This is a genomic window from Lewinellaceae bacterium, from assembly GCA_020636105.1.
In the GTDB taxonomy this organism is placed as follows: domain Bacteria; phylum Bacteroidota; class Bacteroidia; order Chitinophagales; family Saprospiraceae; genus BCD1.
The window spans coordinates 1,898,309-1,919,033 of the sequence record JACJYL010000001.1 but is presented as its reverse complement, the minus strand read 5'-3'; the positions used below and the strand labels follow the sequence as shown (position 1 = coordinate 1,919,033).

General features: G+C 45.5%; 15 protein-coding genes. 13 read left to right on the top strand and 2 right to left on the bottom strand.

Annotated elements, in window-relative coordinates; translation table 11 throughout:
• The first annotated feature begins 296 nt into the window (after positions 1-296).
• Positions 297-2,936, top strand: coding sequence for a carboxypeptidase-like regulatory domain-containing protein (locus H6571_07065; GenBank protein MCB9323487.1), 2,640 nt, complete (start codon positions 297-299; stop codon positions 2,934-2,936).
• Positions 2,937-3,027: 91 nt separating this feature from the next.
• Here H6571_07065 and H6571_07060 read toward each other — a convergent pair whose 3' ends face one another.
• A complete protein-coding gene (locus H6571_07060) occupies positions 3,028-11,547 on the bottom strand; it encodes a gliding motility-associated C-terminal domain-containing protein (GenBank protein ID MCB9323486.1) in 8,520 nt (2,839 codons plus the stop codon).
• Between the two features lie 297 nt (positions 11,548-11,844).
• Between H6571_07060 and H6571_07055 the strand changes: the two genes are divergently transcribed.
• From H6571_07055 to H6571_07035, 5 genes are all read left to right on the top strand, one after another.
• Positions 11,845-12,369 (top strand): DUF177 domain-containing protein, encoded by a 525-nt coding sequence (locus tag H6571_07055; GenBank protein MCB9323485.1) that lies wholly within the window; start codon positions 11,845-11,847, stop codon positions 12,367-12,369.
• A gap of 53 nt (positions 12,370-12,422) precedes the next feature.
• A complete protein-coding gene (gene rpmF, locus H6571_07050; GenBank protein MCB9323484.1) occupies positions 12,423-12,620 on the top strand; it encodes a 50S ribosomal protein L32 in 198 nt (65 codons plus the stop codon).
• A gap of 146 nt (positions 12,621-12,766) precedes the next feature.
• Positions 12,767-13,150: a RidA family protein gene (locus tag H6571_07045; protein MCB9323483.1), complete on the top strand. Its 384-nt coding sequence runs from the start codon at positions 12,767-12,769 to the stop codon at positions 13,148-13,150.
• Positions 13,151-13,194: 44 nt separating this feature from the next.
• On the top strand, positions 13,195-14,208 hold the full coding sequence (gene trpS, locus H6571_07040) for a tryptophan--tRNA ligase (protein ID MCB9323482.1): 1,014 nt from the start codon (positions 13,195-13,197) through the stop codon (positions 14,206-14,208).
• 22 nt (positions 14,209-14,230) lie between these two features.
• A complete protein-coding gene (locus H6571_07035) occupies positions 14,231-14,851 on the top strand; it encodes a fumarylacetoacetate hydrolase family protein (protein MCB9323481.1) in 621 nt (206 codons plus the stop codon).
• 121 nt (positions 14,852-14,972) lie between these two features.
• On the opposite strand, the gene H6571_07030 is transcribed toward H6571_07035, so the two are convergent.
• A complete protein-coding gene (locus H6571_07030; GenBank protein ID MCB9323480.1) occupies positions 14,973-15,863 on the bottom strand; it encodes a hypothetical protein in 891 nt (296 codons plus the stop codon).
• 208 nt (positions 15,864-16,071) lie between these two features.
• Between H6571_07030 and H6571_07025 the strand changes: the two genes are divergently transcribed.
• From H6571_07025 to H6571_06995, 7 genes are all read left to right on the top strand, one after another.
• Complete coding sequence (locus H6571_07025; GenBank protein ID MCB9323479.1) at positions 16,072-16,881, top strand: SAM-dependent chlorinase/fluorinase; 810 nt, start codon at positions 16,072-16,074, stop codon at positions 16,879-16,881.
• Positions 16,874-17,158 carry an antibiotic biosynthesis monooxygenase gene (locus tag H6571_07020; GenBank protein ID MCB9323478.1) on the top strand — a complete coding sequence of 95 codons (285 nt, stop codon included), beginning with the start codon at positions 16,874-16,876 and terminating at the stop codon, positions 17,156-17,158. The genes H6571_07025 and H6571_07020 overlap by 8 nt, the downstream gene beginning before the upstream one ends.
• 222 nt (positions 17,159-17,380) lie before the next feature.
• A complete protein-coding gene (locus tag H6571_07015; GenBank protein ID MCB9323477.1) occupies positions 17,381-18,052 on the top strand; it encodes a fused MFS/spermidine synthase in 672 nt (223 codons plus the stop codon).
• Between the two features lie 55 nt (positions 18,053-18,107).
• Positions 18,108-18,470, top strand: coding sequence for a hypothetical protein (locus H6571_07010; GenBank protein MCB9323476.1), 363 nt, complete (start codon positions 18,108-18,110; stop codon positions 18,468-18,470).
• A gap of 31 nt (positions 18,471-18,501) precedes the next feature.
• The gene (locus tag H6571_07005; GenBank protein MCB9323475.1) at positions 18,502-18,801 is read left to right on the top strand and encodes an SCP2 sterol-binding domain-containing protein; all 300 of its coding nucleotides are present in this window, start codon (positions 18,502-18,504) and stop codon (positions 18,799-18,801) included.
• A gap of 493 nt (positions 18,802-19,294) precedes the next feature.
• Entirely contained in the window at positions 19,295-20,113 is an 819-nt protein-coding gene (locus H6571_07000) for a glucosaminidase domain-containing protein (GenBank protein ID MCB9323474.1), read from the top strand.
• A gap of 350 nt (positions 20,114-20,463) precedes the next feature.
• The gene (locus H6571_06995; GenBank protein ID MCB9323473.1) at positions 20,464-20,709 is read left to right on the top strand and encodes a hypothetical protein; all 246 of its coding nucleotides are present in this window, start codon (positions 20,464-20,466) and stop codon (positions 20,707-20,709) included.
• Positions 20,710-20,725: the final 16 nt, after the last annotated feature.

Sequence of the window (20,725 nt, the reverse complement as noted above, 5' to 3'; positions counted from 1 at the left end):
ACAAATGTTTTTTTATTTTTTTAATAAGTCCCCAAACACAAATTTTTCACTCAGATGGAACAACGTGACATATCGTACCTCTGGTCGGTATTCCGTAGATGGAACACCCCGTACCAATGGTCGGGGCAAAACGCAGAATAAAAGGATTTTTCCTAAATATTTCAGCGTTAATCTGCGAAATCAGCGTGACAAAAAAGTATCGGAATAGAACATTTAAACTATATAAATAAACTTTCGTTACAGTGTACTTAAATTGATTTCCTGAAAAATTAAAATCTAAAATCCTGACTGTTGACATGAAAAGAATCACTTACTTTTTTTTGATCCCGGGCATTATGCTTTTTTCTATCATTGCAAATGCTCAAAGTACCATTAGGGGAAGCATCCGGAATGAACAGGGAACCCCGCTTGAATTTGCCTCCATTTTTATCAAAGAAACAGGAAAAGGAGCCATTGCCAACATTGAAGGGGATTATGAAATCCGGTTATCTCCCGGCCAATACACCCTTGTTTTCCAATATTTGGGTTATTCCACGGGAATCCGCGAGATTAATGCCCAACCCGGCGCTCAAAATCTCGATGTTGTCTTGAATAAACAGGCGTATGAATTGCAGGAGGTGGAGATCGTCGCCGGCGAGGAAGATCCTGCCTATACTGTGATGCGCAAGGCCATCGCCAAAGCCGATTACCACCGCAATCAGCTCGATGCTTATGAAACGACGGTTTATATCAAGGGATCCGGAAGACTGAAACAAGCGCCTTCCCTCTTCAGGTCGCAGATTGAGAAGGAAGGCCTTGATTCGACTACGGCTTTTGTCACGGAATCTGTCAGTCGCATCGAATTTCAGCGACCCAATAAATACAAGGAGACGGTCATTTCCATACGCACCCAGGGCGATGACAACAATACCAGCCCTAATAGTTATTTCCGTGGTAGTTTTTATGACGACGACAACGATGGCAACATCTCTCCACTTTCCCGAAAGGCATTTGCCTATTATAAATTTAAGCTGGAAGGATATTTTGAGGATCGCGGTTATAATGTGAACAAGATCAAGGTTACTCCTCGTTCGAGAGGAGAGAATGTGTTCGAAGGATACATTTATATCCTGGAGGATTATTGGAGCATTCATAGCCTGAACCTGGTGTCATACTACCTGGGTTTTGAGAACAGGATCGAGCAAATTTATGCGCCTATTCAGGAAAATGTATGGATGCCTGTGAGCTTTAAATTCAAAGTTTCGGGAAAAATACTGGGGTTTGGATTCGAATACCAATACCTCGCCACCGCCGACGATTACAAAATAAAGCTGAATCCTGACCTGGATGTTGAATTCAGAGTGATCGATGAAAAGCTGGAAAAAGAACTGGCGGCCCAGTTGGACAACACCAACAGCGACAAAAATGCCTCCATCAACGAAAAATTAAAATTGGGAGAAGAGCTGACACGGAAAGATTTGCGCAAGCTCATGAAGGAATATGAAAAGGAGGAACAAAAACAGCAGGAAGAACCGGAGGTGATCTCAGAACGTGATTTTACCATTGACTCAACCGCCTATAAAAAAGATTCTTCCTACTGGGCGGTGGTGCGCCCCATTCCATTGACAAAATACGAAGTCAAAGGATATGCGCGGGTGGACAGTCTATCCACCGTAGAGAAAGAGGAGAAGGAAGGGAAATCAAAAAGCGGCTTTTCCTTTGGCGATATTTTTATGGGCTACAAATTCAAAACAGGGGCGGAAACTTCTTTTCGCTATTCTTCCATTCTTATGGGCATTCAGTTTAACCCGGTGGAAGGATTCAGCCTTCATGAAGACCTGACTTTTACCAAGCGAAAGGAAAATAGTCGTTTTGAGATTGAGGTTACGCCCCGCTACGCTTTTGCCAGGAATAAATTCTCCGGCACCGCCAGCATCCGAACCTTGTCGAATAATAATGTCCTGGATGGACACCGTATTGAAGTGACAGGCGGTCGTTATATTTTTCAATACAATGAAAACAAGCCGATCAATGAATTTTTGAGCATGTGGGAGAATCTTTTTTATGAGCGAAATTATATCCGGCTTTATGAAAAGGATTTTGTAAAAGTGTTGGGTCAAAAAACGGTCGGGAAGTGGAAATTAAATGGAAGCCTGGAATGGGCAGAGCGTTATAACCTCCAAAATAATACCCACCAGACCTGGGTCAAACATGACAGCCGGAATTACGCCTCCAACTATCCCATTAATGATGAGGTAACGGTTCCACTGGCTGGGGCAGAAACGGCGTTTATCGCCACCCTTGGTTTTGAGGTGCGTCCCTGGCAAAAATACAGGATTAACAACGGGAAGAAACAAATAGCGGATAAAACTTCCCCCATGTTCAGGGCGGAATATAAAACAGGATGGCCCATCGTCTTCTTAAATACTACGGCTTCGTTCAGTCAGCTGGATTTTACCTATAAACAAAAAATCAACCTGGGCGCCCGCTCCAATATTGACGTGAGGTTGAATGCCGGGTTTTTTATCGACAGCAAAACCATGGCCTTTACGGATTTCAAACATTTTGCCGGCAACCAGTTGAGGTACACCACCGCTGATCCTGTTGAGAGTTTCCGGTTGCTGGATTATTATCAGCACAGCACCCGGGATAAATACCTTGCCGCCAATGTGCATTACGGGTTCCGGAAATTTCTGGTGACCCAGATCCCGGCGGTTTGGATGCTGGGCATGCGGGAGAACTTGTTTGTGAATTACCTGAGCACTCCCACTTCCAAAAATTATGTTGAAATGGGCTATTCGCTGGATAAGATATGGCGGTTTTTCCGACTGGAAGCCGTGGTTTCTTTCCAGGATGGAAAGTACAAGGATTTCGGTGTCCTGATCGGTATTTCCACCGAACTGGTCGGCGGTTCTTCAGATAATGGCGACGGACAACAATTTTCGATGAGTTTTTAGGAGGGGAAACCATTTTAAATGGGTTAAAGGTTAGATATAGTTAGGGCGTAAATTCAATTTTACCCCTAACTATATCTATATCTCTTTAGGCCTACTTCACCAGCGTAACCTCCCCTTTTAGTATCTTCCTTCTGCCATCGACAAATTCAACTTCCACATAATATACAAAAACAGCCGGGTTCATCGGTTGTCCGTTGAACTTTCCGTTCCATCCGAATATTGGATCATTGGGCGGGAAAGGCCCGCTTTCAAAAACGGCATTTCCCCAACGGTCAAATATTTTGAGTGCATTGATCATACTGACGCCCTCTCCGCCAAATACCGTGAAGACATCATTAATGCCATCGCTGTTGGGACTGAAAACGTTCGGGATGAAGACCGGAACATCCCGGTTTACGATAATCAGAATATCATCAACGGCAGGGCAACCATTTTCATCAAATACCATTAAAGTGTAGGTGGTACTCAACACCGGTTGGGCCAAAGTGGTAAGGGACGCCGGATTGGACAATGAATCCATTGGAGACCAAATCAGTGAATCCACATTGAAATTTGGAATTCCTGTCAGGATAACCGGGGTGCCGAGATCAATATATTGGTCCGGGCCTAAATCCACCGAAAGGGCCTCAATCTCAGGAATGGTAATTTCCGTTGCGGTCAAACAATCTTTCCCGTCCTGGATGAAAACAGTATAATTTCCCGGGGCCAAACCTGTAATTTCAATGGGCAAACCAGGTACCGCCTGGAAAAAATTACCGTCAAGAGAATATTCATATTGACCATCGCCACCAGCAATTGATTCCACAGCAATGCTGCCGCTTTGTTCCTCAAAACAATTGGGAGCATTCACATTGAAATCAACTAAAATGGCATTGGGGGCCGTTAATGAAATGCTGGAAGTGGAACTGCATCCTGCCGCATCCGTCACCTCAACGGAGTAGGTTCCTGCATTTAAATTACTGATCATTGGCCCATTGGCTCCTGTATTCCAGGCATAAATATAGGGCGGCAGCCCTGAATTGACCGCCACGCTTAAACTACCGTCAGCCGAACCGCCACAAAGAATTTCCTGCTCAACAATGAGCTGGGCTTCCAGTTGACTCACATTAACCGTAGCGCCATCCCCGATCAAAACAGGGCATGTAGCGCCGATGGCGGTAATGGACGCTATGGTGTATTGTGTCGAGCTGGCAGGCGATACGTCCAGCGTGTAGCCGTTGGTAATGTTGTTTATCGTTTGAATCGTGCCGTTTTCTCCGGCATACTGAACGGAAAAGGAGCCCACACCGCTATAATTAAAAGTCAACGTGGAGGATGCTCCGGAACAAATATTGGCATCCCCTGAAATGGAAGCTGAAAAAGCCGAATAGAAGGAAAGACTCACATTGACGATACTATCACAACCGTTGGAGGAAAGCCCTTCAAGGATTTCGGTGCCTGACGGTAAGTTTGCATCGTAGGTCGTGCCATTCACGGTAATCGATTCTCCTTGGCACAGGGTTTGAACCAGGTCAAAGGACGAAACCTGCAGGAAGGTAAGATTGATGTTGACAATGGAATCACAGCCGTTAGCGGCAAGCCCGGTCAGGGTTTCCGTTCCTGATGGCGTATTTTGATCGTAAGTCGTGCCATTGACGATAATGGATTCGCCTTCGCAAAGCGTTTGGTTCAGGTCAAAAACGGGCGCCGTCAAAAAGTTGAGGGTCACGTTGATGATGGAATCACAGCCATTCGCGGCAAGCCCAGGCAGGGTTTCCGTTCCGGCCGGCAAATTTTGATCGTAAGTCGTGCCGTTGACGATAATGGATTCGCCTTCGCAAAGGGATTGGTTCAGGTCAAAAACGGACGCCGTCAAAAAGTTGAGGGTCACGTTGATGATGGAATCACAGCCATTCGCGGCAAGCCCAGGCAGGGTTTCCGTTCCGGCCGGCAAATTTTGATCGTAAGTCGTGCCGTTGACGATAATGGATTCGCCTTCGCAAAGGGATTGGTTCAGGTCAAAAACGGGCGCCGTCAAAAAGTTGAGGGTCACGTTGATGATGGAATCACAGCCATTGGCGGCAAGCCCAGGCAGGGTTTCCGTTCCGGCCGGCAAATTTTGATCGTAAGTGGTGCCGTTGACGATAATGAATTCACCTTCGCAAAGCGATTGGTTCAGGTCAAAAACGGGCGCCGTCAAAAAGTTGAGGGTCACGTTGATGATGGAATCACAGCCGTTGGCGGCAAGCCCGGTCAGGGTTTCTGTACCAGTCGGCGTATTTTGATCGTAAGTGGTTCCATTGACCACTAAAGATTCGCCTTCGCACAGGGTTTGATTTAGGTTAAAAACCGGGGCAGCCATGAACTGGAGGGTCACATTGATGATGGAATCACAGCCGTTTGCGGCAAGCCCGGTCAGGGTTTCTGTTCCGGAGGGTAAATTTTGATCGTAAGTCGTGCCATTGACGATAATGGATTCGCCTTCGCAAAGCGTTTGGTTCAGGTCAAAAACGGGCAGGGTAAAAAAGGAGAGATTCACATTGACAATGGAATCGCAGCCATTGGCATTCGCCCCGATGAGCGTTTCGGTTCCTGAAGGGTGGTTGATATCATAAATATTTCCGTTGATCGTCATGCTTTCATCCGGACAAATTTGGGCAACAAAGTCGCTGCTCGTTTGTAGAAGGATGATAATACTTTCTATCAAACCAGGTTGACTTGAACAATTGGCGTCCGCAATATTTTCAATGGTGAAATCGACTAGGGTGCCGGTTAAATTAAAATCAGCCGGGCATATCTGAATCAGGGTATCCGGATTGTGGGTGGTAAATGAAAATGGCGAACTATTAACCCCGTCATTTAAATTGTAGGTGACCACATAAGGTGCCTGGCCGGTCATGGAGACACTAAACTCATAACAGTCACCCTCGCAAATACTGCCACCTGATGAAATACTGATGGTCGGTGAAGTGAATATATTTTCGAGGGTAATGCTCGTGCTGGCCTGGCAACCGTTGCCATCAGTAACCGTAACCATATAATCTCCCGCAGGAATATCAAACGGTTCCCCGATTCCGTCAAGAGTATTGTCGGACCAATCAAAAGTCAGTGGTTGCGCTCCGTCGTAAACGATCATCTCGATGCGACCATCTGCTTCTCCCGGACAGCTGGCATCAAAGCCCATGATCTGTAATGCCATGTTACATCCGGGATCATTCATGGTAAAGTTACACGTCGTGGCGCAGCCATTGGCATCGGTTAGTGTAATGGAATAATCCCCGGAAGAAAGTCCGCTAATCTGGATCGATCCGGCCATGGTCTCGTTTTGGCTTCCGGAAACAGGACCACTCCACTCAAGGGTATAACCTTCCGTACCTCCGGAGAAATCCACCATCGCCACTCCGTCGCTGGCACCTGTTGCTGAAACCGGGGTTTGCACACTGCAACTGATCATCAACACCTCCGGCGCTGAAATCACTATCGAAGTATCGGCGGTACATCCGTTTCCGTCAGTAACAGTGACGCTGTAATTTCCGGCAAGCAGGTTGACGAGGTCTTCGAGCCCGTCGAGAGAATCGACACTCCAGTTTATGTCATAAGGCGATGTTCCTCCGATGATGGTAAGATCAACAACACCGGTGGTGTCTCCCGCACAAAGCGGATTTATGCCCATGATGTCGAGAGCAAGGTCGCAATTGGTTTCTATTATGGTAAAGTCACAAGTGGCAGAGCAACCATTGGCATCGGTAAGGGTAATGGCATAATTACCCGCCGGAAGTCCGTTGAGGGTCACGATTCCCGCCATAGCTTCATTTTGACTGCCGGAAACGGGACCGCTCCACGCAAGGGTGTAACCTGACGTACCGCCCGAATATTCTATCGAAGCCACGCCATCGGTGCCGCCGGGCGCCGTGACAGGGTTTTGTTGGCTGCAACTGAGCCCCAAAGCCTCCGGTGCTGAAATGGTAATCGAAGTATCAGCGGTACATCCGTTTCCGTCAGTAACGGTAACGCTGTAGTTTCCGGCCAGCAGGTTGACGAGGTCTTCCAGTCCGTCGAGGGAATCCACGCTCCAGTTGATGTCGTAGGGGGATGTTCCTCCGATGATGGTAAGATCGACGATGCCAGTGGTATCACCGGCGCAAAGCGGATCGATTCCCATGATGTCGAGAGAAAGGTCACAGCTTATTTCGCTTATGCTAAAATCGCAGCTTGTAGCACACCCATTGGCATCGGTGAGTGTAATGGAATAATCGCCGGTAGGCAGTCCGTTAATTTGGATTGATCCGGCCATGGTTTCGGGCTGATTGCCGGAAACGGGCCCTGTCCATTCTATGGTATATCCTGCCGTGCCGCCGGAGAAGTCGATTGAAGCCACGCCATCACTTCCGCCCGGGGCCGAGACAGGACTTTGTTGACTGCAACTCATCATCAAAGCCGCCGGCGCTGAAATGACGACAGAAGTATTGGCAGTACATCCGTTGCCATCGGTAACGGTAACGCTGTAGTTTCCGGCCAGCAGGTTGACGAGGTCTTCGAGTCCGTCGAGGGAATCCACGCTCCAGTTTATGTCATAGGGCGATGTTCCTCCGATAATGGTAAGATCAATTATACCGGTAGTGTCACCGGCACAAAGCGGATTTATGCCCATTATGTCGAGGGAAAGGTCGCACCCAGGTTCGTTAATGGTGAAATTACAAGTGGTGGTACAATCGTTATCGTCGGTGATTGTGATCGAATAATTTCCAGCTTCCAGGTTGTTAATGATGCTTTGACCTTCGGCGTTGCTGGTCTGGTTTCCGGCGACGGGACCTGTCCATTCAATCAGGTAGGGGAGTGTTCCGCCGGTGATGTTGACTGTGCCCTGGCCGTCATTCCCACCAGGGACAGAAACAGGAGCTAGTTCATTACAGCTTACCGAGAGTTCATTAGGTTCCGTAATGGTGATGCCGGCTGTTCCTATACAGGCATTTCCATCGGTTACCGTCAGGTTGTAAATGCCGGCTGCCAGGTTGGAAGGATCTTCCGTGCCGTCAAGGCTGCCAACATTCCAGTCGAAGTTGAAGCTGGGCACGCCATTTGTTACGGTCACATCCAGGGCGGCGCTGCTTTCTCCAAAGCAGTCAACGGGTTGAGCCAGTACGATGGACACATTCGGCCCTGGGGTAACGGTAAGTGTGATGGTTGCCTGGTTGGAGCAAGTGCCATTATCCACAACAGCGAATACCTGGCCGTTGCCGGAAAGGTAGGCCTGGTCATTCGATACCGGAGTCAAAGGGTTTAAGCTGGTGTACCAGTTGACATTTCCGGTTCCGCTGCTCACCCCAAATTCAATGCTGGTCAGGTCAAAAATGCCCAGACCGTTTCCCGTATTGCAGGAAGACAGGCTTTGGTTATTGGCCGTGGGACCAGGTTGTAGGGTTAAAGTGATGGGTACAATTTCTGACGGACAATTGGCGTCCTGCACCTGGGCGTAAACGGTAGCATTGCCCGAAACGTAGTTGTTCGCGTTATTGATAAGGTTGTTCGCGGCGGCATCGGAGTAATAGTTTACGATGAGACCGGAACCATTATTCACTGTATTATTCAGGGAGTAAAGGTTAAACGTTCCTTGTCCGCTTCCGTTATCGCAATCTGCCAGGCTTGCGGCCGTAGCGGAGGGGGCCTGGGTCACGGAAAGGGTGACTTGAGCCGTGGCGGAAACACACCCATTGAGTGTGGCCGTCGCATAAACAATAGTGGTGAAGGTGGTTACATAATTCGAGGGATCGAAAAGCGGATTGGTACCGGCTGGATTCGTGTACCAGTTTACGGTAGCCCCGCTTCCCCCGTTCACGGCGTTGGTCACTGCAAAAGTGGTCAGGTCAAAAAAAGCATTGGGCGCGCCACAAGCCTCGATGACGTAATCGAATGCGGAAGGGGCGCTTAGGATGGTAAGGGTTACAGGTTGGGGCGTTGAAGTACAGGTCCCGTCAAAAATATTGGCATAAACGGTAGTCGCTCCGCTGAGGAAGGCGGCAGGATTGCCGATCGCATTGTTTGTTCCCGGATCGGAGAACCAATTTACAGTGGCCCCTGATCCTCCGTTTATGGTATTGTTTAATTGGGTCAGATCAAAAGTGGCTTGTCCGCTTCCGTTGTCGCAGGCTTCAAGGGGCCCGGCGGGGTTGGCTACAGGGGCCGGTAAAACGGTAAGCGATACCGCAGCGGCAGGTGAATTACATGAACCGTTGTTGACACTGGCATAAACCGTTGTGGCCGGCCCCGAAAAAGCCGAAGGATTGTTTATCGGGTTGGAAAGGGTCATGTTCTGAAACCAGGTTACTGAAAAACCGGTTCCTCCATTTACCGTATTATTTAAACTCGTCAGGTTGAAAGTGGCTGTATTGCCTCCTTCGTCACATGCCGATAAGGCGGCAAGGTTGGCACCAGGCAGGGGCAATATGGTGACCGGAATCGCCAGGGTGGATTGACAGCCGGTTCCCCCGTCTGCGAAAGCATAATAAGTTGTATTGCCAGCCGGGGAAACGGTAGAGGAGGGGAGTTGATTCCCGGCATTTGGAGGGGTATTGCTGTGGAAGGAAATGGGAATACCGGAACCGGCCGCATCCGTTACCACACTGCTGAGATCAAAACTTCCTCCTGCACATACTTCCGCCGTTCCCGTAAGCTGCAGGCTCGGTGGTTGGGTGATGGTGATGGTGAAAGGGACTTCATCAAAACAGTCGGGAAGTGTGCCGTCAAAGGCATAAAGCTGTATTGTATTATTGATGACTGCCCCGGGATTGTATTGGGTGCCGGTAGCATTGGGCCCGGTATAGTAGGCTCCGTTGCCTGTTGGATTGGAATTATAGGGAATGGCCGGGAGCGTATAACCTCCGCAGGAATTTACATCACTTATGGCGGCAATGTCCGGCCCTGCATCAATCATTACCTCATCGGGGCTGGTCGGAAAAGTAAAAGGACATCCACCGGCAGGGAAAGCTGCGGCTACAATAACGAATGTTGAGGTTTCGGTGATGGTAGTGGTAAAGGATCCCCCGTTTCCGACATTGACGGTCTGGTTGGTATATCCACTCATGGCATTACCATAACTTACTGTAATATCATAGGTGGAAGGGCCGGAAATGGCAAAAGTAACGGTCACATCAGTCGAGCCACATCCTGTAGCAGGGGATACCGAAATATCCGCCGTGAGCGGGGGCGAAACGTTAAGATTTACGGCCACCGGGTTGGAGGTGCACCCTCCACTATTGGTGACCACCGCATAAACCGTAGTCGCCGTGGTGGAGTAATTTCCCGGGTTAGCAATAAGATTGGTGGCGGCCATATTGGTGTAAAAGTTTACCGTATTCCCATTGCCGTCAATGTTGTTTTCCAAAGCCGTCAGGTCGAAGGTGGCAACCCCGCCGCCTTCGTCGCATTCGGTGGTGCTGACGGATGTGGCCCCAGGGGGCGTGCTAAGATTTGCGATAACCGGTACAGGTGCCGATTCACAAGTGCCGTCATCCACCGTGGCGTAAATGGTGGCGGGACTTGGAAGCAGATCCAGTACATCTAAGGCATTCGCAAAGTTGATGGGAATTGTTCCATTTGGTTGTGTGTACCAATTCACATTCAAAGCCCCGTTTCCTCCGGTGATCTCATTTTCCACGGCGCTAATGTTTTCCGAAACAATGGCCGGAGGGATGATGGTCACACAAATATTGACGGATAAAGTCGGGGTAATGGCGACAGGAGAACTGTTGATGGTGATCGAAAAAGACTCTTCATCACTACAAGTGGACGTGGCGTCATACATAAACAGCGTAATGGAACTACTGATGGTCGCTCCGGCATTGTATTGTGTGCCGGTGCCCCCCGGCCCCGTATAATAGGCTTCATTGCCGCTCAGGTTGGACCCGGTTATGGCTGGTAATACATAGGCATCACATTGTGTGGTATTGGGCAGATCGGTGATGACGTTTGGCGTACACGGAACGGTGACAGGCGGCACCACACAACCGTTGTTGCCATATTCAACACCATCCGGGCAAAGAGGGCCTGGGGTGCAAGGGAGGATGTAGTCACCGTCAGCGCCAGAATTCACGTCGGGTTCATAGATTAAGGAATTTGTGCATCCTGGAATGGTAATGGTCGTTGTTCTGGTTTCTCCCGGAGCGTTGCTGTCTTTAAATGCACCAGCGGTACGGTCACAATTATTCTGCAGCAGGTAAACGGTTTCTCCGGAACCGCACAAAGGAGTCCAGTCGTATTCACTTGCATTTCCACCGGTACTGGTCATGATCACAACAATTGAATTGGGAGGGATGAAGTCCCCAGGGCCCACGGAAATTACATTTGGACAACCGGCAAGGGCGGCGTTGAGCGGCGGGGTCATAAACTGACAAAATTCCGTAGTTCCAATATCTCCATTTACATCTGTTGTATTGGAATAAAAATCAACGGTTAGGTCATCCACATTTATGCCTGTTCCCTGGGTATTTATAATCATAAATTCACCATCAGATTCAAATGCTGCGCATCCATTCACCATTATCGCCTCAATCGTCGGACACTGGCCAAAAACGGGGCGCGAAACGGCCAAAAAAACAAAAACCGGAATGAACAGGAAAATTTTTTGCAGATTCATATGTTGTGATATAAATGGTATTTGAGTATTCGGAAATGATTTGGGTAAACAAAGTTAGTAATTTTGAGAGTTCGTGTAAGTCCCGTGGTGTTAATTTTGAGTGACTTTTTTGTCGGGTGGTAGTGGTTTGGGATACATAAAAAAACTTTTGCCAGATATTTTATCAGAATTTTCACTTTTATAAAAAAATATTAGCTTTTGCCGCAGAAAAATTTTAAATTTGCGTCCGCTTTTGAAAAAACGAAATCTTTTCCGCTTGTGAAAACAGGAGGTAAAGAGACTAAAACGGAAATAATAATGGATGCTCTGATCCAATTTTCAATCCCGGTCAAAGGACTGGGGAACGGCATACATGAGTATCGGTTTCATATTGACAAATCATTTTTCGATCAATTTGAGCATTCTCCCATCCAGGACGGCTCCTTTGAGGTGAATTTTATCTTTGATAAGAGGCCTGAAATGTTTGATCTGCATTTTGATTTTTATGGAACTGCAAAAGCCGCCTGTGACCGATGTCTGGCTCAGGTTGATCTTCCTGTTGAAGGAGATAACCGGCTTTTGGTGAAATTTGGCGAAGATATTGACGAGGATGCTGATGTAATCTTTGTTTCTCCTGAAATTTCTTCCCTCAATGTGGCTAAATACATTTATGAGTATATTTGCCTGGCAATGCCGCTCATCAATGTTTTTGACTGTGAAAGTTTGTCTGAACCTCCGTGTGATAAAAAGATGCTTGCGTATCTTGAGTTACGTGAAAATGAAGAGGAGGACGAAGATGAAGACGGTTCCATCTGGGACGATTTAAAAAACGCATTTAAATAAATAAAAATAAAAGAAGGGGTTGATCCTCAAGCTTTTAACTTTAAATTTAAGCAATGGCACATCCAAAGAGTAAAATATCGAAACAACGTAAGCGTAAACGCAGAACGCATTACAAAGCTACAGAGCCTCAAATTTCTACTTGTAAGCAAACGGGAGAAAAGCACCAGATGCACCGTACTTATGAGGACACCGAAGGTAACACTTACTACCGTGGTAAGATGTTGATCAAGGTAGAAGAGGACGTGGATTAAGTTTTAAATTAGTGCCTTGAGCCAAACGCTCTGCACTTGATTTAACAAAAAATCAATGAGCTCCCATCCGAAGTACGATGCGGGGCTTTTTGTATTTTTATTAATCTAAAATTAAGGCTTCTAATCAACCATAAAATTCTTTTCAAATGAAGAAGATCATCAATACTAAAAATGCTCCGGCTCCTGTAGGGCCCTACAACCAGGCAGTTGTACATAATTATACGCTTTATGTCTCTGGTCAGATTGCTATCGATCCGGCAACGGGCAAACTCGTGCTGGATGATATCGAATCTGAAACCCGTCAGGTTATGGAAAACCTCAAGGCCATATTGACGGAAGCAGGATTGACCTTCAAGGAAGTGTTAAAGGTGACCATTTTTGTTTCAGATATGGGGAACTATGAAAAGATAAATGGTGTTTACGGGAAATATTTTGATGATAAAACCGCTCCGGCCAGGGAAATGGTTCAAGTGGTTCGTTTGCCAAAAGATGTGAATATTGAAATTTCCTTGATCGCCGCTTTTGCATAGGTAAGGAAACTCTTCAGCTTATGTAAGCGTTGAAAAAATTCGTTATGAGTAATAAAAAAGTAGTGCTATCGGCCATTCAACCCACAGGCGATATGCACTTTGGAAACTATTTCGGTGCCATAAAAAACTGGGTGGATTTGCAGGCAGATTATGATTGCGTATATGGAGTGGTGGATTATCACGCGATGACCATGCCTTTTGTACCGTCAAAACTCCGGCAGAATACCTGGGAACTTATCTTCAACCTCATGGCCACCGGCGTGAAGGCGGAAAATCTTTTTATTCAATCCCTGGTTCCTGAACATACTGAACTTTGCTGGATCTTCAACTGCTTCACCTCTTATGGTATGTTGCAGCGTATGACTCAGTTTAAAGATAAAAGTGCACAAAGTAAAGAAACTGGCGGGGAAGGGTTTATTTCTGCAGGTTTGCTGGATTATCCCGTGTTGCAGGCCGCAGATATTTTGATCTACCGCGCCGATTATGTGCCGGTGGGTAAAGACCAGGAACAGCATCTCGAATTGTCCAGGAATATTGCTCAACGTTTCAACAACCAGGTGGGAAAAGAATATTTTGTGCTTCCGGAAACCTTGTACACCGAAGTGCCGAAAGTGATGTCCACTGCTGATCCTACCCGGAAAATGAGTAAGAGCGCCGGGGAAAAACATTACATTAATGTATTTTCAGAAGAATCCGTTATCCGCAAACAAATAAAGTCTGCCGTAACGGATACCGGTGAAGTTACTGAAGGAACCATGAGCCCGGGTGTGGAGAACCTTTTCAGCCTGCTCAAAGCTTCAGGCAAACAAGCGGAACACGAATCCCTGATGCAGGACTACAATGCCGGTGCCCTGAAATACGCCGACCTGAAAGAAGCGGTGGCCGATGGTCTGGTGGCCCTGAGCAATGCTTTCCGTGACCAAAAATCTGAGATTGCCGCCAATAAAAAAGACGTCAAGAACCAGATTAAAGCCAGTTCATTCGAAATCAGGAAACGTGCCCAGGAAACCGTTCGTGAGGTAAAAGAACTATCCGGTTTGATGAATGTGAGGTTTTAATCAGGAATTAAGTGTATTGTAGATGAAAATAATCTGTATCGGTAGAAATTATGCTGCCCATGCCAGGGAACTGAACAATCCGGTTCCGGACAGGCCTGTCATTTTCATGAAACCTCCTTCAGCACTTTTGATCAATAATAAACCTCTGTACTATCCCGATTTTACAAAAGACCTTCACTATGAATGTGAAGTGGTGCTGAAAATCGAAAAAAACGGCCGCCACGTACAAAAAGAATTCGCTGCCGATTATTACAATGAAATCACACTTGGCATAGACTTTACCGCCAGGGATCTGCAATCGGAGCTCAAAGACAAAGGACAACCCTGGGAATTGGCAAAAGCTTTTGACGGCTCGGCTGCCTTGGGCCGCTTTATTTCAAAAGAGCTGGTAGATCCTTCAGCCATTGCCTTCGAACTCCTGAAAAACAATGAAATGGTGCAAAGTGGCAAGACTACCGACCTGCTTTTTCCTTTTGAAGACATCATCGTTTTTATTTCAAAATACTTCAAACTCCAGATGGGAGATCTCATTTTCACAGGTACTCCCGCCGGTGTGGGGCCTGTGAAAATCGGAGACCAGCTGGATGGTTTTATCGAAACCAAAAACGGACGCCAGCAGCTGTTAAGTTGTGCGATCAGGTGAAAGGCCGCCCTCAAGGGTGTTTCGGTTGATTTTTTATCAGTTGATTATCAGAGATTTTAATCCAAATGGTTTAGGTTATTCATCCTCGTATTTGTTGAGCGTTTATAATGAACCTTTGATATTACAAAGAGTCGTACCTTTTGTTCCAGAAATCCAGCGTGCCCTCATCGCCGGGTGAAGGAACCACCACAAACGGTTTGGTCATCCTTTTGAATTGGTCAATCTGCTGACGCATTTCATATTCTTTCAGGGAAACCACTTCATTGATAGCCTCCTCACACATAGAACGGAATTCGCCACGGATGCCCATGCCAAGTTGCCCGTTTATCTGAATGGGAATTTGCTTTGGTAATATGGTCATTTCCGATAACCGGTCTTTTATGGCTTTTTTGGATAACTCATACCAATCGCCTTTAAAGTCTACTTTTTTGTCCAATACAAAATGATCGCCTTTTTCATTGAGGATGACCCAGGGAGGGGAATTGTAGTTTTCGTCCAGGGTTACCGTGGACTCAGCTGTTTGCAGGGGAACCTTATCTGCCCTCATTTTTACGGCAGGATCAGCTCCCCGGAAGTCGATGATCATTTCCGACAGGGAATAAAAAAGTTGATGTTGCCCATCATCTTCGTCATAAACAGGCTCTATGTTTTTGACCTGTACCATGCGAATACCTTCCTTATCATCCAGCAGGTAATAAGTAAAATACTTTCCATTATCGCCACAATCAGAGGAGTCGATCACAATTTTCAGCCCCTTCCCTTCGTAGGTGGTCACCCGGCTGGTGCAGTCGCCGCCTTCGCTTTCGCGGGAGCCTGACTTTTTTAGGGTAGCCAGATCGAACTGGTCGATTTGCTCGTAGGAATTAAATGTTAAGGTACTGCCATCGGAAGGTACTGTTTGCCCATCAGAATTGGACAATGTACCACCATTTTGACAGGCGAAAAAAATCAGGGCAAGCGACACTGACACCAGGGATGGCATCCTGAAAAAGCAGATTATTGTGTTTTTCATAATATGCAGAAAAATTGTTTTTTAGTTATTTCGCCATTAAAGGAGGCGTTCAAAATTAAAGTAATTTATGGTTTCGACTTTAATTATTTTCATAAAATGAGTTTTTAATTCCTCTTATTCATTCTCAAAAAAAAAACCTAATTTTACCAAATTATGTTTCAGCCTTCATTTACGGCCAGGTGAATGGAGAAAAACCGAGCTACACCAAATGGGGGATACCACAATACAGCAACATACCATCGTTACACTGACCACGGATTTCGGATGGCAGGATTATTATCTCGCCCTAATTAAAGGGGCCTTATTATGCCAAAATCCGACCTTGAATCTGGTAGATCTGACTCACCAGATTGAAAATTACGATATCGTTCGGGCTTCTTTTATTTTTAAAAATGCCTGGCATCATTTCCCTAAGGGAACTATCCACATTTTGACCGTAAACGACAGCAGCGGACCCTCTTCTTTTCTTGCCATGGAAAAGGACGGGCATTTTTTTATCGGTCCCGACAATGGCATCTTTTCTTTGATCTTTGAGGAAGTTCCTAAAGAAATTTACCGGCTTCCGGCCGAAAATGACAGTAATTTTGAATTAAAAGGCATTTTTTCACGCGCAGTGAGTCACATTTCGGAAGGTCGCGGCTTATATAGTATAGGAGAACGACAGGAAACCTTGTTGACACGAATCAGTTTTCAGCCGGTAACCGGGGCTTCCCATATTCGGGGGGCGGTGATCCATATTGACAATTACGATAATGTAATTACCAATATCAGCAGGGAGCTTTTTGATAGAATAGGTTATAACAGGTCTTTTAAGTTAACCTTTAAAGGGCATGACCCGATATTAAGAATCTGTGAGCATTATTATGATGTGCCGATTGGGGAAATTTTGTGTCTGTTTAATTCTGCCGATCATTTGGAAGTGGCCATAAACATGGGAAATGCGGCAGGGTTGTTAGGTTTTGATCTGGAGGATACCATACAAATTGAATTTTTAGATGCAGAAGAACCCAATGATTAAAAGAATTGTAAAGATGACTTTCCAGGAGGACAAAACGGAAACGTTTCTCAAAATTTACCTGGAACGAAAAGAAAAGATCAGCGGATTTGAGGGCTGTAGCGGAGTTGAATTGCTGAGAGGTAAATCCCCTGAAAATGTTTTTTTTACCTACAGCCTTTGGGAGGATGAAGCTGCTTTGGAAAAGTACAGGCAGTCGGATTTGTTCCAAAGTACCTGGGCATTGGTCAAACCACTTTTCGGTGAAAAGGCCGAAGCATGGACGGTTGAGGAGGTTTAATGTGGTGTGAGGACACTGTAAATAATCCTGTTCACTATGTTCACTTTTGGGAAAGCCCTGGAAATATATGGTAGGTTCTCGCAGATGGAATATAATGTCATTCCGTACTTTTGTCGGAAAAATAAGGGGAAATAACCGAAAAGAATCACCGGAAATCAGCGAAATCAGCGTGACACAATAAAGTGCACGGCAGAGAAAAAATATTAACCATAACCACATCAAATGCAGAAGACATTTTGGAAACGGTTCTTTAGTTATTTTGGAGAGTTACATGTTGAAAGTGCTCCAAGTACCTATAATCCACATCTTTATGTAAGCTTGCGGAGAGGCCGTTACCAGTTGTGTACAGCCCATGCGGTGTACTCTTATGAAGATCGTTATGATAATTTTGTCAGGGCCTTTAAAAAGGCAAAGTTGCATGACCGGAAAATAGATAATGTCCTGATCCTCGGGTTTGGCTTGGGGAGCATTCCTATTATTTTGGAAAAACAAGGCCACGATTATTATTTTACGGCCGTTGAGATTGATGAGGAAGTCTTATACCTGGCCAACAAGTATTCTCTCTCTGATATGACCTCGAATATTGAATTGATTTGTGCGGATGCCAACGCTTTTGTGATGCAATGTTCAGATCGTTATGATATGATCTGCATGGATGTTTTCCTGGACGATACGGTTCCTTCAGTGTTCGAAGAAGCCCTGTTTTTACAAAAGATAAAAAAACTGCTGACGCCCAATGGGCTTTTTTTGTACAACCGGCTGGCCGCCAATTCGGAGGATGTTAAAAAGACGAAGACTTTTTTTGAGGAAGGATTTTTACCCGTTTTTCCCGACGGGCAATTCCTTGATGTTGGCGGTAATTGGATGCTTTTTAACCAAAAATTGAAAGCATGACCTGATACGGCTGATTTTTGCAGGATGAATTATAACCATTTGAAAATAAACCAACATGAAAAAGAAAAAATGCCTTGAATGTGCGGATGAATTTATGGGCCGTCTGGATAAAAAGTATTGTTCTGACAATTGCCGAAGTGCCTACAACAATAAAATCCACAGTGAAACGACCAATTTTGTTCGTACCATCCAACGAACATTAATGAAAAACCGACGGATACTGGCCCAACTCAATCCTTATGGGAAAGCCAAGGTACACAAAGATCAGCTCGTGGAAATGGGGTTTAAATTTCGTTATTTTACCAACCTGTATCAAACAAAATCAGGAAATATTTACCATTTTTGCTATGAACAGGGGTATCTTGAACTGTCCGGTGAATTTTACAGCCTGGTGATCAGGCAGGAATACGTAGAGTGATTTTTTAAAATTAAAATATATATTTCAATCGATGAATATTTCAGAAGTAACCGAAATGATCAGAGCTCAGGCTCAAAAAAATGCTCCCTTTGGTGCGACGCTTAAGTTCCAGATTGACGGAGAATTTATTTTCCTGGATGGAAATGGACCGGAGAACATTATTTCCAATGAAGACAAAGAGGCCGATTGTATGATCTCCACTACGAGTGAGCATTTCCAAAAACTTTTTAAGGGAGAATTGAACCCCATGATGGCTGTGATGACCGGCAAAGTCAAGGTAAAAGGCGATATGGGGGTGGCCATGAAGCTGAAATCTTTGATGGAAGGATAGCCGGTTCGGTGCTGCTGCATCGGATTGCCCCAAATTTTACTGGTTTTAAAAAAGTTAAGGGCATGGCAGGATTAAATTCCTTTCCCATTGGTGCTATAACGCCATTTCGATAGCCCAGTGCTTTGGCGCGGGGCAAAATTTACAAAATTTTAATTATTGTCTCCACCAGCACATGGCTGGCCGTAAACAGAAATGACATTAAGGAGCATAATTCCAACAAAAAACGATATGGAAGTAGCAAATTGTTTGACCATAAGGGTTCTGTTTTATGGAAGAATGAACTATTGGAATACCATTTTATACCGCGACAATAAAAATATTGTTTTTTTGATAGGGTAGGAAGTGTTGAATATCAATGGGTTATTTCAAAATTGTTTTAAATAAGAAAGGGATTTAAAATTTATTAAACATTTTTGTTTAATAAATTTGACTTTAACCAACAAAAAGTTTTATATTTGTAGGGTCAATTGGTTAAATTCAAAAATCACCCGTTATGAAACTTTCTTATACAAACTCAAACGCCGGGGCGGATAATCGCCAGGCACACTCCAGAGTCAGCAGAAGTGAACGTGGGATGGATTCCGGGGATACCGGACATTATTTTCCTGTTTCTGATATCTGGCATCTTTTCAAACAATTATTTTCAGGACTGGGAAGAATCTTCGTGGTTTTGAAATATTTTTTACACGGACTAATGCCTAATCTAAAAGGGGAGATCAGGTTGCCCTGGTTTAAAATTGGGGTGGTGGCTGTTGCGGTTTTTATTGTGGCCAAAAAGGATATCAATTTTTCCATCAATATGCGCGCGCCCTCTTTTTCTGAATTGGAAGAAACCGCAGCGGTGCACAAAGATGAAATGAGTTTGGTCCAGGCCGTTAGTTACACCACCACAGAAAAAAAAGAGACCACTACGATGCCTGCCCCGACAAATGAAGAGGTTAAGGCGTATGTGAAACGGTTTACCAAAGTAGCTCGCACCGAAATGGAAAAATTTGGCATCCCGGCCAGTATTAATCTTGCCCAGGCCATTTTGGAAAGTGCTGCCGGAAAATCGCCCATGGCCAGGGAAACCAACAATCACTTTGGCAAACCATTGGCCGACAAAAACTATGGAAATGCCTGGGAGAACTGGCGGGCCCACAGCCTTTTTCTAAGGGCGGAATACCAATCGCTTTTTGAGGCGGAAGGCAGTTATAAAACCTGGGCAAAAGGGCTTAAAAAGCTGAAATATTCAAAAGACAAGAGTTATGATAAAAAGCTTATTCAAATTGTTGAAAAATATCAACTCTATTTATTGGATGAGCCGATATGACCAGCCAATAATCATAAAAAGATCATGAACAAATCCAGTGAACAAACACTCACCCGACGCTGAAACTTCCGGCACAGCCTTTTTATCCTTGCCTTAAAAATGGTCTGTGCCGGAATAGTTTTAGTCAAAAAGACATCGGTTTAAAATATCTCATATGTTCTCATGTTTGTAATCGCGGCCGCCAATCTCCCTGTTGGCGGTCTTTTTTTTATTCATCCAGGCGGAACTGGATTCAAATTAATCAACAAACATGGATTAAAAAAAAAACGTAGGCGTATCCGATGTCCGAATGACCATAATACCTTGGTGAACTTTGGAGGTCGAAGCATCAGGTTGTGATCAGTAGTTTTATGACTAATTCCAGATTATTGCTTCAATGGACACCCAATGCCGAAGAGGATCTGAGCCACTTATACGATGAGCGCATGAGGGGGAAGTTAAGTGCCTGCCTTCGGCGTCAGCAGACAGGCTGCGAACATTGGGGGTTGCGAGGCACGAGCCCGTCGGGCTGGAGCCCTCGGCTTTTGTCCGTGTACAACCCGGAGGTTGTAACGAGCAGTGGTTTTTTTTTTGAAATTTTGTCGGTTGTTTTTTGATTCCTGAAAGTTGCGA

Bases quoted from the DNA above. Each gene is read 5' to 3' on its own strand.
- H6571_07065 (MCB9323487.1), top strand. From the start codon at position 297: ATGAAAAGAATCACTTACTTTTTTTTGATCCCGGGCATTATGCTTTTT.
- H6571_07060 (MCB9323486.1), bottom strand. From the start codon at position 11,547: ATGAATCTGCAAAAAATTTTCCTGTTCATTCCGGTTTTTGTTTTTTTG.
- H6571_07055 (MCB9323485.1), top strand. From the start codon at position 11,845: ATGGATGCTCTGATCCAATTTTCAATCCCGGTCAAAGGACTGGGGAAC.
- rpmF (MCB9323484.1), top strand. From the start codon at position 12,423: ATGGCACATCCAAAGAGTAAAATATCGAAACAACGTAAGCGTAAACGC.
- H6571_07045 (MCB9323483.1), top strand. From the start codon at position 12,767: ATGAAGAAGATCATCAATACTAAAAATGCTCCGGCTCCTGTAGGGCCC.
- trpS (MCB9323482.1), top strand. From the start codon at position 13,195: ATGAGTAATAAAAAAGTAGTGCTATCGGCCATTCAACCCACAGGCGAT.
- H6571_07035 (MCB9323481.1), top strand. From the start codon at position 14,231: ATGAAAATAATCTGTATCGGTAGAAATTATGCTGCCCATGCCAGGGAA.
- H6571_07030 (MCB9323480.1), bottom strand. From the start codon at position 15,863: ATGAAAAACACAATAATCTGCTTTTTCAGGATGCCATCCCTGGTGTCA.
- H6571_07025 (MCB9323479.1), top strand. From the start codon at position 16,072: ATGGGGGATACCACAATACAGCAACATACCATCGTTACACTGACCACG.
- H6571_07020 (MCB9323478.1), top strand. From the start codon at position 16,874: ATGATTAAAAGAATTGTAAAGATGACTTTCCAGGAGGACAAAACGGAA.
- H6571_07015 (MCB9323477.1), top strand. From the start codon at position 17,381: ATGCAGAAGACATTTTGGAAACGGTTCTTTAGTTATTTTGGAGAGTTA.
- H6571_07010 (MCB9323476.1), top strand. From the start codon at position 18,108: ATGAAAAAGAAAAAATGCCTTGAATGTGCGGATGAATTTATGGGCCGT.
- H6571_07005 (MCB9323475.1), top strand. From the start codon at position 18,502: ATGAATATTTCAGAAGTAACCGAAATGATCAGAGCTCAGGCTCAAAAA.
- H6571_07000 (MCB9323474.1), top strand. From the start codon at position 19,295: ATGAAACTTTCTTATACAAACTCAAACGCCGGGGCGGATAATCGCCAG.
- H6571_06995 (MCB9323473.1), top strand. From the start codon at position 20,464: ATGACTAATTCCAGATTATTGCTTCAATGGACACCCAATGCCGAAGAG.